The organism is Achromobacter sp. ACRQX (assembly GCF_022346505.1).
GTDB classification, from domain to species: domain Bacteria; phylum Pseudomonadota; class Gammaproteobacteria; order Burkholderiales; family Burkholderiaceae_B; genus Achromobacter; species Achromobacter animicus.
The window spans coordinates 1-12,601 of the sequence record NZ_JAKRML010000014.1; the positions used below are offsets into that span (position 1 = coordinate 1).

Below are 12,601 nucleotides of genomic sequence, written 5' to 3' on the forward strand. Positions count from 1 at the left end.
GAAGTCCAGGGGGCGGGTGGCGGCTTCGCCGAAGGCGCGTTGGCCCATGGCTTCCAGTTTGCCTCTTGGGATCTTTAGCAGCAGTTGTTCGCAGCCGGCTTCCCAGTGCAGCCGCAGGCGGCGGTTGGGGGCGATGACGGCGGCGCAGTCGGGGTCGGCGTTGACGCCTTCGTCGCCGCATTCGATGCGGGCGCGGCCGCGTAGGGGGACCTGCACCAGCATGAAGTCCTGGAGGCGGTCGGGTTCGATGTGGACTTCGGCGCCGTAGCGCAACGTACAGACCGTCAGCGAGCCGAATCGGCCGCGGTTCAGTTCGGCGTCGACGCGGCCGCCTTTCCAGGTGAGGCGGTGGTCCTTGAGGGCTTCGGACACGCGGGCGCGGGTCTCATCCTGTTGCGTGGAGCTGAAGACGCGCCGTTTCAGCAAGGGCGCCAGCTCTAGTCGGGACCAGCCGTGCATGGAAGCCTCCGGGACGGGACCGATCCCGTATCTGCGGGCAGCGTAATGGAATCGCGCTTCATTGGGAATTAAGTGAATCCCGGATAAGCCTGGCGGAATTCGGATAGAGCGCGGGTGGGCGCGGGCCTAATCTTGCCGGGAGGCGCGTGCACGGTGGGCGGGCCTGTTGGAATGGAGGCGCCGCGGCGCGTAAGCTGGGCGACTTGGATCGGCGGCATGCGTGTACCGACGGCAGACGGGTTCTGTCAGCTTTCCGCCAGCGTGACTGGCGGCGAATACGGGGTGGCACATGAATCGAAATGGATGGAGCCGGCGCGCGCTGGCGGCATTGGTTTGCATGGGCGCTGCGGTGGGCGCGCCGGGTGTGGCGTCGGCGGCCGACAAGGTGAAGGTGGGGCTGCTGACGACGCTGTCGGGGCCGGGCGCGGCGTTAGGCAACGAGATCCGGGACGGCTTCAATCTGGCGCTGCAGCATACGGGCGGCAAGCTGGGCGGGTTGGCGGCGGAAGTGGTGGTGGCCGATGACCAGCAGAAGGCGGATACCGGGCGTCAGGCGGTGGAACGTCTTCTTAAGCGTGACCGCGTGAACGTGATGACGGGCATCGTGTTTTCGAATGTGCTGCTGCCTGTGATGCCGGCGATTCTGCAGTCGGACACGATTTATCTCAGCACCAATACGGGCCCGGAAAACTATGCGGGCGCGGGCTGTAATCCGAATTTCTTTGCGGTGGCCTGGCAGAACGAGGACATTCCGGCGGCGATGGGCAAGTACGCGGCCGATCAGGGGTACAAGCGCGTGGCGTTGATCGCGCCGGATTACCCGGGCGGGCGCGAGTCGCTGAACGGCTTCAAGCGTCTGTACAAGGGTGGCGTGGCCGAGGAGATCTACACGCAGCTCGGCCAGCTGGACTATGGCGTGGAGATCACGCAGCTGCGCGCCAGCAAGCCGGATGCGGTGTTTTTCTTTTTGCCGGGCGGCATGGGCGTGAATTTCATCAAGCAGTTCAACGGCGCGGGGCTGTCGAAGGACATCGCGCTGCTGGCGCCGGGATTTTCCGGGGATGAAGACACGATCGCGGCAGTGGGCGCGCCGATCAAGGGCCTGCGCAATACGGCGCAATGGGCGGCCGAACTCGACAACCCGGCCAACCGCAAGTTCGTCGAGGATTTCAAGAAGACCTACAACCGCAGCCCGTCGCTGTATGCGTCGCAGGGTTATGACGCGGCGATGCTGCTGGACAGCGCGGTGCGCCAGACGGGCGGCAAGCTGGATGCCGAGGCGCTGCGTCCGGCGTTGCGGCGTGCGGACTTCAAGTCGGTGCGTGGCGATTTCAAGTTCAACCGCAATCAGTACCCGGTGCAGAACTATTACCTGCGCGTGGTCGAGGCGGACGCCAGCGGCAAGCTGTCGAACAAGCTGTCGGGCACGGTGCTGACGCAATACCAGGATCCCTTCGCCGCCGCGTGCCAGATGAAGTAGGCCGCCGCAGCTTTGCAAAACAGGAGATATGCATGACTGAACGCATTACGACGCGCGAGGTGACGATCGCCTCGCACGATGGCAAGTCCTTCGGCGCCTATCTGGCGGTGCCGGCCTCGGGCCGCGGCCCGGGCCTGGTGTTGTGCCAGGAGATCTTTGGCGTCAACGATTTCATGCGGCGCAGCGCGCAACTGCTGGCCGAGGAAGGCTATGTGGTGCTGGTGCCGGATCTGTTCTGGCGTCAGCAGCCGGGCATCCAGCTGACGGACGGGCCGGCAGACATGCCGCGCGCGTTCGAGCTGTACAAGGGCTTTGACGTGGATCTGGGCATCAAGGACATTGCGTCGACGCTGGCGGTGCTGCGCGAACTGCCCGAACAGGAAGGCGGCGCTGGCGTGCTGGGCTATTGCCTGGGCGGCAAGCTGGCTTATCTGGCGGCGTGCCTCACGGACGCGGATGTGGCGGTGGGATATTACGGCGTGGGCATCGAGGACAGCCTTGAGGAAGCCGGCAATCTGCGTGGCCGCCTGGTGCTGCACATTGCCGAGCAGGACGGGTTCTGTCCGCCCGAGGCGCGCAAGCGCATCCTGGAAGCGCTGGGCGGCAAGCCGGGCGTGGAGCTGTACGTGTATCCCGGCGTGGACCATGCGTTTGCACGCACGGGCGGCGATCACTACGACAAGCCGTCGGCGTTGATGGCGCACCAGCGCAGCATGGCGGCGCTGCAGCGCACGATCGGGCCGGAGTTCGATTATTCGTATCTGTGGGACAAGCACTGCGAATATGAATTCGGCACGCGCGACGTGGCGGCGACGATGGCGACGATGGTGGCCGAGCCTTACGTCAACCACATCCCGACGATGACGGGCGGGGTGGGCTACAAGGAGCTGTCGCGCTTCTATCAGCATCATTTCGTGAACAGCAACCCGCCGGACACGCGGCTGGTGCCGCTGTCGCGCACGGTGGGCGCGACGCAGATCGTGGACGAGCTGCTGTTCTGCTTTACCCACACGACCGAGATCGACTGGATGCTGCCCGGCGTCGCGCCGACGGGCAAGTATGTGGAGATCCCGCTGGTGGCCATCGTGAAGTTCCGCGGCGACAAGCTTTATCACGAGCACATCTATTGGGATCAGGCGAGCGTGCTGGTTCAGGTGGGCCTGCTGGATCCGGCCGGCCTGCCCACCGCAGGCCGCGAGACGGCGGCCAAGCTGCTGGACGAAACCCTGCCTTCCAACACGCTGATGGCGCGCTGGAAGGACAGCGCGAACAAGTAGGGAGACGACATGCCATATACCGACGAACAACTGGCGGGGCTGGTGCGCGGCGACAGCGTGCACCGGGCCCTGTACACCGATCCGGCGATCTTCGACCTTGAGATGCAGCGCATCTACGGCCGCGCGTGGATCTACGTGGGCCACGAAAGCCAGGTGCCCAAGACGGGCGACTATCACACGACGCGCCTCGGCGATCAGGACGTGCTGATGGTGCGCGCGGCCGATGGGCGCGTGCACGTGCTGTACAACCGCTGTCCGCACAAAGGGGCGAAGGTGGTGGCCGACGGCGAAGGCTGTGCGGGCAAGTTTTTCCGTTGTCCGTACCACGCTTGGACGTTCAAGCTGGACGGCAGCCATCTGGGGGTGCCGCTCAAGCAAGGGCTGGAAGGCACGTCGTACGATCCCACGGATCCGTCGTTCTCGATGCGGCGGTTGCCGCGCGTCGAGAGCTACCGCGGCTTCGTGTTCGCGAGCCAATCCGCTGAAGGGCTGCCGCTTGTGGATTTTCTGGGCGGCGTGCGCTCGTCCATCGACAACCTGTGCGACCGTTCGCCCGTGGGCGAGGTGGAAGTCGCGGGCGGCATCTTCCGCGTGATGCAGCGGTCGAATTGGAAGGTGTTCTACGAGAACCTGCATGACACGATGCATGCGCGCGTGACGCATGAATCGTCGTATGCCGCGGCGCGCGACGAGGCCAAGGAAATGGGCGAGATGCCGCTCGAGCTGCACATCATGGACGGCAACGGCGAGCCCTACGAGTTCTGGGAGAAGCTGGAGCTGCGCGCCTACGACAACGGCCACGGCTACATGGAAGGCATCTTCAATCCGGGCGCCGCCGAACGCGATCCGGTGTCGCGCGCGCACTTCGAGTCGCTGACCGGGGCTTATGGCGAGCAGCGCGCTCGCGAGATCCTGGGGATGAACCGCCACAACACGGTGATCTACGGCAGCGGCTCGCCCCACACGGTGTTCCAGCAGTTCCGCGTGATCCGTCCGGTGGCGGTGGATCGCACCTTGATCGAGATCCAGACGTTTCGCTGCAAGGGCGCGCCGGAGGGCGTGTTCAAGCGCGCGATGCTGTACGCCAACGTCATCAATTCGCCGTCGTCCAACGTGATGCCGGACGACATCGAGCTCTACAACCGCTGCCAGGAAGGCAACGCGACGCGGGGCGGCGACTGGGTCAGCATGCACCGCTATCACGGCACGGACCGCGTCGAGCCCGACGGCATGGTGTCCGTGAACGGCACCAGCGAATTGCCCATGCGCAATCAGTTCCGCGCGTGGAAGGCTTACATGGAGGCGGGCGCCGGGACCAGCGCAGACGCCACGGCCAAGGGAGACGGCGCATGCTGCTAGATCTGGATTTCGACGTCGGCACCGCGAATCTTGCGCCGGCCGACGTGCCCGCCGACGCCTACCATCGCATCGCGCAGTTCCTGTACCGCGAGGCGCGGTTGCTGGACGAACGGCGCTATGACGAGTGGCAGGCGTTGTGGACCGAGGACGGCATGTACTGGATGCCGCGCAAGCATGGCCAGGAAAGTCCGTACGACTTCATCTCGATCTTCTGGGAAGACCGCATGCTGCGCGACGTGCGCATCCGGCGCCTGGAGCATCCGCGCAACTGGTCGCAGCAACCGCCGACGCGCAGTGTGCGGCTGGTGGGCGGCGTGCAGGTCGAGGGTGTGGATGCGGCCGGCAACCTGGTGGTGCACTCGGTCTTTCAGATGACCGAATGGCGCAAGCGGCAGCCGCGCCAGCTTGCAGGCCGTTATACGCACAAGCTGGCCGCCGAGGGCGGTGGCTGGCGCATCCGGATGAAGCGCGTGGACCTCGTGAACTGCGACGATGCGCACGACGCGTTCGAGGTGTTTGTGTGATGAACGCGGACGTGGCGGTGCTGGCGTTGCACTATCAGAACGATGTGCTGCATCCGGATGGCAAGATCCGCGTCGGGCTGGATGCCGACAGCGGAGCGCGCCAGCGCCTGCTGGACAACGCCGCGGCATTGCTCGAGGGCGCGCGGTCGCACGCGCTGCCCATCGTGCACGTGCGCATCGCGTTTCGTCCTGACTACGCAGACCTGCTGCCCAATTGCGAGATCTTCCGCAACGTGGCCACGATCGGCGCGGTGCCGGAAGGGCAGTGGGGCAGCGCGTTCTACGATGGCCTGCATCCGCTGGCGGGCAGCGCGCGCGAGTTCGTCGTCAAGCACACGCGCATCAGCGCGTTCTACGGCACGCCGCTTGAGGAAACCCTACGGCTGCTGGGCGCGCGGCGGCTGGTAGTGGCGGGCGTGGCGACGCATTCGGTGGTTGAGGGCACGGTGCGCCATGCCGCGGATATCGGCTTCTCGGTGATGGTGGCCGAAGATGCCTGCGCGTCGGCCGATCCGGCGGTGCACGAGGCGTCGCTGGCCAGCATGCGGCTGATCGCGCAGACGGGCTCGGTGCACGACGCGGTACGCTGGGCCGCCGCGCCAAACTGACAAGGAATACACATGGATTTCTCCGGCTTTCCCGGCCTGGCGGGCAAGACCGCCATCGTCACCGGCAGTACGCAAGGCCTGGGCGCGGATATCGCGCGGGGCCTGGCGGCGGCGGGCGCCAACGTCGTGCTGGTCGGCCGAAACGCCGAGGCAGGCGAGGCGCTGGCCAAGGCGTTGGGCGAACGCGCGCTGTTCTGCGAAACCGATATCGGTGAGGACGCCCAGATCCAGGCCTGCATCGACGCCGCGCTGGCGCGCTTTGGCCGGCTGGATTTCCTGGTCAACAACGCCTGCCAGTATGCGGACCGCGGGCTGGCATCGTCGCGGGAGGAATGGCATCGGACGCTGGACACGAACCTCGTGTCGGCGGCGATCTTCACGCAGCTGGCGGCTGCGCATCTGCCCCGCGGCGGTGTTGTCGTGAATCTGGGCAGCACGGGCGGCAAGTTCGGCGCGGCCGGACGCGCGCTGTATCCGGCATCCAAGGCGGCGCTGCTGCAGATCACGAAGAATTTCGCGGTGGAATTGGCGCCGGCCGGTGTGCGTGTGCTGGCCGTGTCGCCGGCGTGGACCTGGTCGCCGTCGGTGGATCAGCTGTCGGGCGGATCGCGCCAGGCAGCCGATGCGGTGGGCGCGCATTTTCATCCGCTGGGCCGCGTGGGTTCCGGCGAGGAGATCGCGGCTGCTGTGTGCTTTGCGTGCTCCGACGCGGCATCGTGGATGACGGGCGTCGACATTCCCGTGGACGGCGGCTTCTCGATCCTGGGCCCGGACCGCGGCATCTCGCCGCGCGTGTGGTTCAAGGAATTGATGCCGGACGTCGGCGCCTGAGAGGGTGTCAGACACCTGACTTAGTCCTAAGCCGGTCGGAGGGGAAAGCCGCAGGGGGGCAGCCCCCCGATTGGGTGCTATGTCCGTTCCGCACGAGGGCTGCGCGGCTGCCAACGCCCTCGCGCGCCCATCAGCGAATCACGATCTCGCCTTCTTCCAGGCCAGCCTTGCCGCCCACCTGGTCTTCTAGGAACTCCTGCATCTTGTTGCCCAGCTGAATCTTGGTGCCGCTACAGAACCGCCGCGTGGCGGCGATGGTGGCGTTCTGCTGGGGCAGCAGGTCGCGGGCCAGTTGCGCTTCCTCGGTTTCCAGCCCGGCCAGGTCGCCGATGAGCTTGGTGTGCGTGTTGCGCGCGCGTTCGACCACGTCGCCCGTGGCCCGTTGCGGGTTCGCCTGCAGGAACATCAGCAGTTGTTCCAGCTTGGCCTTTTCCTCGTTCATCTTCAGGCGCTTGCGCGTGAGCGCCGAGCGTTTGATGTCGGCGTGCGGGTCCAGGCCTGCCTGCACCAGCGTCGGAATGCCTGCGGGTGAGCCGATGGTGCCGGCGCGCACCGCCAGCAGCGCGCGGGTCTCGCCGCCCGTGATGGCGCTTTGCTGCGTGTTGGGCGGGCCGACGTTCACGCTGCCGCCGGCGGCGATGCTGCACTGGCGGATTTCACGTTCGACGTCGATGTCCTGGCCCGCGCTGATGACGGCGTTCTCGATGAACTTGGCCCGCAGCGTGCCGCCGCAGACGATGTGCGCGGTGCGCGGCGTTCCCGAGGCGTCGTGCACGGTTTCGGCCATGCCGATGATGCCGCCTTTGACGGTGACGCTGCCGCCGGCCTCGACCAGCGCGGCTTCGATCGTGCCGTTGACGACAACGTCACCGGTCACGCGCACTTCCATGGTGGCGGCGATGTCGCCGCGCACCTGCAGGGAGCCTTCGAAGTTGATGTTGCCGGTGGACAGGTTGACGGCGTCCACCTCCACCATGGGGTTGACCTGCACGCCGTGGGTGATGAGCGTCGGCGTGCCGGAAATGGCCGCGCGCAGCAGCAGCGGATCTTCCGGATCGATCTCGACGCCGGACAGTTCCTTGGAAAACGGGGTGTCCGGCAACTCGTCGGGCAGCACGGCCTCGCCCAGCACGTTGGTGCCGTCCACGCCGGGCAGCGGCGGAAAGCGGCGCATGAGCGGCGTGCCGGGCGACACAAGCAGCAGGCTGCCGAGATCGCGGTAGTCCACCTGGGCCAATTCGTCGATGTCCTCGGCGCGAGGCTTCAGGCGGTCCAGCAGGCTTTCAAAGCGGGTGGGCGTGCCGCGCGTGGGCGGCGTGCCCTGCGCGGCCAGGATGGTCTCGGCGCGTCCCAACGCCACGGCCTCGGCCAGCGCGCCGTCCAGCACGCCATGCACGATGCCCTGATCCGCCAGGGCCTGGCGCACCGCTTCCAGCGTGATGGGCTTGCCGCCCTTGGGCGGGTGCAGCGTCAGCGTTGCCGCCATGAGGGTGGCGTTCAGCTCGATGTCGAAGCTGCCGTCCACGACCTTGCCGACGGGACTCTGGACGGGCTCGGTGGCCGTGCGGCACAGGTCGATGAAGGCGACGATGGCGTGATTGTCGAGCGCATCGGGGCCCCAGCCTTGCGCGGCCGCGGCGGCGACCAGCACGTCCCACGTCGGAAGGTCGGTGTTGACCGGCAGGGCGTCGGCTTCGTCGGCAACCGCAACGTCGGTATCCTCGTCGGCCGTCTGGGCATCGGCCTGGGAGGCGGACGGTGAACCAGCCGGTGCATCGGCAGGGTCGCCGCCTTCCGCTTTCGCTGTGCCGGGTGCGCCGTCGGCGACGGCGGATTCGGGACGAGGTGGCGGCGTATACACCGCCGTCAGGACGTTGGTGTCGGCATCCAGTATCAACTGGAGCAAGTTTTCTGCGCCCATTTCACCCTCTCTCCGATTCCGGCACGAGCGGCCGGTTCAATCATTTGGTAATTGAACGAAATATTACGTCATATTCTTTGCCGGGACGATCTTTACCGGCGGTAACAGCCAAAATTTATCGGCCGCATGGCCTAGTCGCGTCCCCGATTTTCTCTGGGAAACGTGCGCGCCATCGCGATCTAGATCATCGGCAGGAAAGACAGGACCGGGATGGCGCAAGCAGCATAAGGGCTCGCCAACGCGTCTCAGGACGCCGCCGGAGCCCCGTCCCATGTCCCAACCACCTTCCTCCATTCTTTCGGCCACGCGCGCCATCCTGGCGCGCGCCGGCGGGATGGCGGCGCTGGCGACGGGTGCTCTGGCGCTGGCGGCCGCCGCGCCCGTGCAGGCCGCCGACACCTACCGCTACAAGGATCCGTTCGGCGTCTGGCGCACGATGAAGGTGCCAACCGGCACCGGTAAATACTACAAGCGCGCGCAAGCAAGAACCGCGCTGCGCGGCGGCGCCGAGAAATTGTGCCTGACCTGTGAGCCGGAAGCCGGTGACGGCGCCCGCCGCGTGACTCGCGCGCCCGCCGAATCGGCGTTGCGCTGGAGCACCGTCAAACCCACGACCAAGCACGACAACCTGATCGCCCGCGCTGCGTTGGATTCGGGAGTCGACCAGGCGTTGCTGACGGCCGTCATCGCCATCGAATCGGGCTTTCGCAGCGATGCCCGCTCGCCCAAGGGTGCGCTGGGCCTGATGCAATTGATGCCGGCCACGGCGGCGCCGTTGCTGTCGGTGGATGACGTGGAACGCGCGCTGGTGGATCCGGCGACCAATGTGCAGGCCGGATCGCGCCACCTGCGCCGGCTGATCGACCGGTATCCGGGCCGCCTGGATCTTGCGCTGGCCGCGTACAACGCGGGCGAGGGCGCGGTGCGCAAGTACGACGCAGTGCCGCCGTACGCGGAAACCCAGGCCTATGTGAAGAATGTGACGGCGCTGTACGAGCAGTACAAGGCGCCATGAAGCAAGCGGGCGCGAGGCCCGCTCCGGACAACCGCTTAAAGCCCTGCGAAGACCTTGTCCGCGATATCCAGCGTGGCCTGGATGACGGTGTCGTCGTGCGTGGCCGACACGAAGCCCGCTTCGAACGCGGACGGCGCGAAGTGCACGCCGTTGTCCAGCATGGCATGGAAGAAGCGGTTGAATGCCGCCGTGTCGCAGGCCGAGACCTGCGCGAACGAGGCCGGGATGCTGTCGCTGAAGTAGATGCCAAACATGCCGCCCACCGAGTCCGCCGAGAAGGGCAGGCCGGCCTTGCGCGCGCGTTCCTGCAAGCCTTGCGCCAGCTTGGCGGTCTGCGCCGACAGATTCTCGTAGAAGCCCGGCGCGCCGATCAGTCGCAGCGTGGCCAGACCCGCTGCCACGGCCACCGGATTGCCGGACAGCGTGCCGGCCTGGTAGACGCCGCCCAGCGGGGCGATGTGCTTCATGACTTCAGCGCTGCCGCCGAAGGCGCCCACCGGCATGCCGCCGCCGATCACCTTGGCCAGCGTGGTGATGTCGGGCTTGACGCCCGTCAGGCCCTGCACGCCTTGCGGTCCCACGCGAAAGCCCGTCATGACTTCGTCGAAAATCAGCAGCGCGCCGTGCTGCGTGCAGACCTCGCGCAGACCTTCCAGGAAGCCGGGCGCCGGCTTGATGAGGTTCATGTTGCCGGCGACCGGCTCCACGATGATGCAGGCGATGTCGGCGCCGTGCTGCGCAAAGGCTTCGCGCACGGCATCCAGATTGTTGTATTCCAGGGTCAGCGTGTGCGACACGAATTCCGGCGGCACGCCTGCCGAGCTGGGGTTGCCGAAAGTCAGCAGCCCCGATCCGGCCTTGACCAGCAGGCTGTCCGAATGGCCGTGATAGCAGCCTTCGAACTTGACGATCTTGGCGCGGCCGGTGGCGCCACGTGCCAGACGGATCGCCGTCATGGTGGCTTCGGTGCCCGAGCTGACCAGCCGCACCTGTTCCAGCGACGGCAGGCGCGAGATCAGCACTTCGGCCAGCTCGATTTCCGCTTCAGTCGGCGCGCCGAACGACAGGCCGTTGACGGCCGCTTCCTGCACCGCGCGCACCACTTCCGGGTGCGAGTGGCCCAGAATGGCCGGGCCCCACGAACCGACGTAGTCGATGTACTGCTTGTCTTCCGCATCCCACACGTACGGGCCTTGCGCGCGCTTGATAAAGCGCGGCGTGCCGCCCACAGAGCGGAAAGCGCGAACGGGCGAGTTGACGCCGCCGGGAATGCTGCGGCAGGCGCGGTCGAAGAGCTGAGCGTTACTGGACATGGCGATCAAGGCTTACGGTTGGAGTTGGCGGAATAGGGCGCGGAGCAGGCCGCGGCGGCGGCCCGGACGCTGGGCGCCTCGAACAGCGCCGTGATGACGGCGATGGCGTCGGCGCCGGCCTGGGCCACGAGCGGCGCATTGGCGGGCGTGATGCCCCCGATGGCGACCACCGCGGGCCGGGGCGCGTCGCGCTCGTCGGCAAGGCGGCGGGCTTCGGTCAGGACGGACAGCGGCGCGCGCACCGTGTCGGGTTTGACGGTGGACGCGAACATGGCGCCGAACGCGATGTAGTCTGCGCCCGCGTCGAGCAATTCACGTGCCCGCGTCAGGTCGTCGTAGCTGGAGCCGCCCAGGATCAAATCGGGGCCGGCTTCGCGGCGGATGTGCGCCAGGCTTTCGTCGTCGCGCCCCACGTGCGCGCCGTCTGCGCCGACGTCCAGCGCCAGGCGCCAGTCGTCATTGATGAGAAACACCACACCCAGTTCGCGGCACAGCGGCGCCAGGGCGCGGGCCTGCGCGGCGCGCACGGCGTCGGGCACGTTCTTGCGGCGCAACTGCAGCGAACGCATGCCGCCCGCGGCCGCGTCACGCACGGCCTTCAGCAGGCGGTCGGTGTCGTCCCATTCAGGCGTCACGCCATACAGGCCGGTGGGAAAACGCAGCGATTTCATTGGGGCAGGATCCGGTTGGGAATGCGCCGGCCCATGCCCGGCAGGAAGCTGGCGGCCACGGCGGCGTCGGCGTGGACAAGACCCTGGCGCACGGCCTCCGGCATTTCCAGGCCCTGCGCCAGCATGGCGGTGATTGCGGTGGCGGCCAGGCCGCCGGCATCGCCGTTGCGGTCGGGGGGCGCCTGCCAGGGCCACGTATGGGTCTGGCCGCCGGGTCCGAGCAGTACGTTGGCGAAGTGGCCGGGGCGCTGGGGGCTACCCAGCACCAGCACCCACGCCGCGCCGGCCGCCACGAGGGCGTGCATGGGCGTAGGTGCGTCCCCGATATCGATGTCGCCGTCGGCGTGCCACTGGGCGAGGCGCAGGTGTTCAATGACCAGCAGGTCGGTCTGCGGCAGCACCAGTTCGAGGGTCGCGGCCAGCAGGTCGTCGGCTTCGTCCTCGTCGGCGGCATTGGCGGGCACCTGCGCGCGCTGGCCCAGGTGCAGCACCAGCGGGACCTGGCTGTAGTCGGCGGCAACCTGCGCCGCCACGCTTGCCGTTTCCGCGGTGTATAGTCCGCCCACCTTGATGGCCTGAACCGACATGTCTTCGAGCAGGCAACGCGCCTGGTCGTCCAGCAGATCGGGGGAAACGGGGTGGATTTCTTCGATGCCGGCAGTGTCCTGCACGGTCAGGGCGGTCACGGCCGCCAGGCCATGACAGCCCAGACGGGCGCAGGTGACGGCATCCGCGGGCAAACCGTCTGATCCCGAGGGATCGAGCGGGCCGAAGACCAAAACGAGAGGGGGAGTAACGGGGGCCACGTGACAGTGCTTGATTGAGGGCGCCCCGGCTCATTTGGCATGAATCAGGGGAACCCCTATTGGGTTTCGGTAAGATTGTCCCCATTCTAATGGAAGCCCCTCACCTTTGCCCCACCGCGGGGACGCCGGTGGGGTTTTGATGTAAGAGAGAACTATGCGTACTTGGATGTGTCTGATTTGCGGCTGGGTCTATGACGAAGAGGCCGGCCTGCCCGACGAAGGCATTGCACCCGGCACCCGCTGGGAAGACGTGCCGCCAAACTGGGTCTGTCCCGAATGCGGCGCCCGCAAAGAGGACTTCGAACTGATGGAAATCTGAAACCGTCACGCCGACAAC

At 66.9% G+C, this 12,601-nt stretch carries 12 protein-coding genes and 1 pseudogene; 8 read left to right on the top strand and 5 right to left on the bottom strand.

Translation table 11 applies throughout. From position 1 onward, the window contains the following. A pseudogene (locus tag MHZ91_RS14280) lies at positions 1–459 on the bottom strand (AraC family transcriptional regulator); the annotation flags it as partial. 289 nt (positions 460–748) lie between these two features. Here MHZ91_RS14280 and MHZ91_RS14285 point away from each other — a divergent pair. From MHZ91_RS14285 to MHZ91_RS14310, 6 genes are read left to right on the top strand one after another with little or no spacing between them, the layout of a single operon-like run. Continuing rightward, on the top strand, positions 749–1,939 hold the full coding sequence (locus MHZ91_RS14285) for an ABC transporter substrate-binding protein (protein ID WP_175125931.1): 1,191 nt from the start codon (positions 749–751) through the stop codon (positions 1,937–1,939). Between the two features lie 32 nt (positions 1,940–1,971). Further along, positions 1,972–3,216 carry a dienelactone hydrolase family protein gene (locus MHZ91_RS14290; protein WP_239214239.1) on the top strand — a complete coding sequence of 415 codons (1,245 nt, stop codon included), beginning with the start codon at positions 1,972–1,974 and terminating at the stop codon, positions 3,214–3,216. Between the two features lie 9 nt (positions 3,217–3,225). Further along, the gene (locus MHZ91_RS14295; protein WP_239214240.1) at positions 3,226–4,575 is read left to right on the top strand and encodes an aromatic ring-hydroxylating dioxygenase subunit alpha; all 1,350 of its coding nucleotides are present in this window, start codon (positions 3,226–3,228) and stop codon (positions 4,573–4,575) included. Next, positions 4,566–5,099 (top strand): aromatic-ring-hydroxylating dioxygenase subunit beta, encoded by a 534-nt coding sequence (locus MHZ91_RS14300; protein WP_218342206.1) that lies wholly within the window; start codon positions 4,566–4,568, stop codon positions 5,097–5,099. Before MHZ91_RS14295 ends, MHZ91_RS14300 begins: the two co-directional genes overlap by 10 nt. Next, complete coding sequence (locus MHZ91_RS14305) at positions 5,099–5,707, top strand: cysteine hydrolase family protein (protein ID WP_175139627.1); 609 nt, start codon at positions 5,099–5,101, stop codon at positions 5,705–5,707. The genes MHZ91_RS14300 and MHZ91_RS14305 overlap by 1 nt, the downstream gene beginning before the upstream one ends. 12 nt (positions 5,708–5,719) lie before the next feature. After that, positions 5,720–6,538, top strand: coding sequence for an SDR family oxidoreductase (locus MHZ91_RS14310; RefSeq protein WP_175139626.1), 819 nt, complete (start codon positions 5,720–5,722; stop codon positions 6,536–6,538). Between the two features lie 130 nt (positions 6,539–6,668). On the opposite strand, the gene MHZ91_RS14315 is transcribed toward MHZ91_RS14310, so the two are convergent. Continuing rightward, complete coding sequence (locus tag MHZ91_RS14315) at positions 6,669–8,459, bottom strand: DUF342 domain-containing protein (protein ID WP_370647814.1); 1,791 nt, start codon at positions 8,457–8,459, stop codon at positions 6,669–6,671. Between the two features lie 271 nt (positions 8,460–8,730). On the opposite strand from MHZ91_RS14315, the gene MHZ91_RS14320 reads away from it, so the two are divergent. Then, on the top strand, positions 8,731–9,474 hold the full coding sequence (locus MHZ91_RS14320) for a lytic transglycosylase domain-containing protein (protein WP_239214242.1): 744 nt from the start codon (positions 8,731–8,733) through the stop codon (positions 9,472–9,474). 35 nt (positions 9,475–9,509) lie between these two features. Here the strand turns inward: MHZ91_RS14320 and hemL are convergent, their stop codons facing one another. Genes hemL through MHZ91_RS14335 form a run of 3 tightly spaced genes read right to left on the bottom strand, consistent with a single transcriptional unit; the run spans position 9,510 to position 12,279 of the window. Continuing rightward, positions 9,510–10,787, bottom strand: a complete 1,278-nt coding sequence (gene hemL, locus MHZ91_RS14325; RefSeq protein WP_191578232.1) for a glutamate-1-semialdehyde 2,1-aminomutase — start codon at positions 10,785–10,787, stop codon at positions 9,510–9,512. A gap of 5 nt (positions 10,788–10,792) precedes the next feature. Further along, a complete protein-coding gene (gene thiE / locus MHZ91_RS14330; protein ID WP_175125923.1) occupies positions 10,793–11,458 on the bottom strand; it encodes a thiamine phosphate synthase in 666 nt (221 codons plus the stop codon). Continuing rightward, positions 11,455–12,279, bottom strand: coding sequence for a hydroxymethylpyrimidine/phosphomethylpyrimidine kinase (locus tag MHZ91_RS14335; protein WP_349677776.1), 825 nt, complete (start codon positions 12,277–12,279; stop codon positions 11,455–11,457). The genes thiE and MHZ91_RS14335 overlap by 4 nt, the downstream gene beginning before the upstream one ends. Before the next feature lie 139 nt (positions 12,280–12,418). Here MHZ91_RS14335 and MHZ91_RS14340 point away from each other — a divergent pair, with 139 nt between their 5' ends. Beyond that, positions 12,419–12,583 carry a rubredoxin gene (locus MHZ91_RS14340; RefSeq protein ID WP_003814980.1) on the top strand — a complete coding sequence of 55 codons (165 nt, stop codon included), beginning with the start codon at positions 12,419–12,421 and terminating at the stop codon, positions 12,581–12,583. The last annotated feature ends 18 nt before the right edge of the window (positions 12,584–12,601 follow it).

What these genes read in the sequence shown, in the direction of transcription:
- MHZ91_RS14340 (WP_003814980.1), top strand. Translation starts at nt 12,419, where the DNA reads ATGCGTACTTGGATGTGTCTGATTTGCGGCTGGGTCTATGACGAAGAG.
- hemL (WP_191578232.1), bottom strand. Translation starts at nt 10,787, where the DNA reads ATGTCCAGTAACGCTCAGCTCTTCGACCGCGCCTGCCGCAGCATTCCC.
- MHZ91_RS14290 (WP_239214239.1), top strand. Translation starts at nt 1,972, where the DNA reads ATGACTGAACGCATTACGACGCGCGAGGTGACGATCGCCTCGCACGAT.
- MHZ91_RS14295 (WP_239214240.1), top strand. Translation starts at nt 3,226, where the DNA reads ATGCCATATACCGACGAACAACTGGCGGGGCTGGTGCGCGGCGACAGC.
- MHZ91_RS14305 (WP_175139627.1), top strand. Translation starts at nt 5,099, where the DNA reads ATGAACGCGGACGTGGCGGTGCTGGCGTTGCACTATCAGAACGATGTG.
- MHZ91_RS14320 (WP_239214242.1), top strand. Translation starts at nt 8,731, where the DNA reads ATGTCCCAACCACCTTCCTCCATTCTTTCGGCCACGCGCGCCATCCTG.
- thiE (WP_175125923.1), bottom strand. Translation starts at nt 11,458, where the DNA reads ATGAAATCGCTGCGTTTTCCCACCGGCCTGTATGGCGTGACGCCTGAA.
- MHZ91_RS14310 (WP_175139626.1), top strand. Translation starts at nt 5,720, where the DNA reads ATGGATTTCTCCGGCTTTCCCGGCCTGGCGGGCAAGACCGCCATCGTC.
- MHZ91_RS14315 (WP_370647814.1), bottom strand. Translation starts at nt 8,459, where the DNA reads ATGGGCGCAGAAAACTTGCTCCAGTTGATACTGGATGCCGACACCAAC.
- MHZ91_RS14300 (WP_218342206.1), top strand. Translation starts at nt 4,566, where the DNA reads ATGCTGCTAGATCTGGATTTCGACGTCGGCACCGCGAATCTTGCGCCG.
- MHZ91_RS14285 (WP_175125931.1), top strand. Translation starts at nt 749, where the DNA reads ATGAATCGAAATGGATGGAGCCGGCGCGCGCTGGCGGCATTGGTTTGC.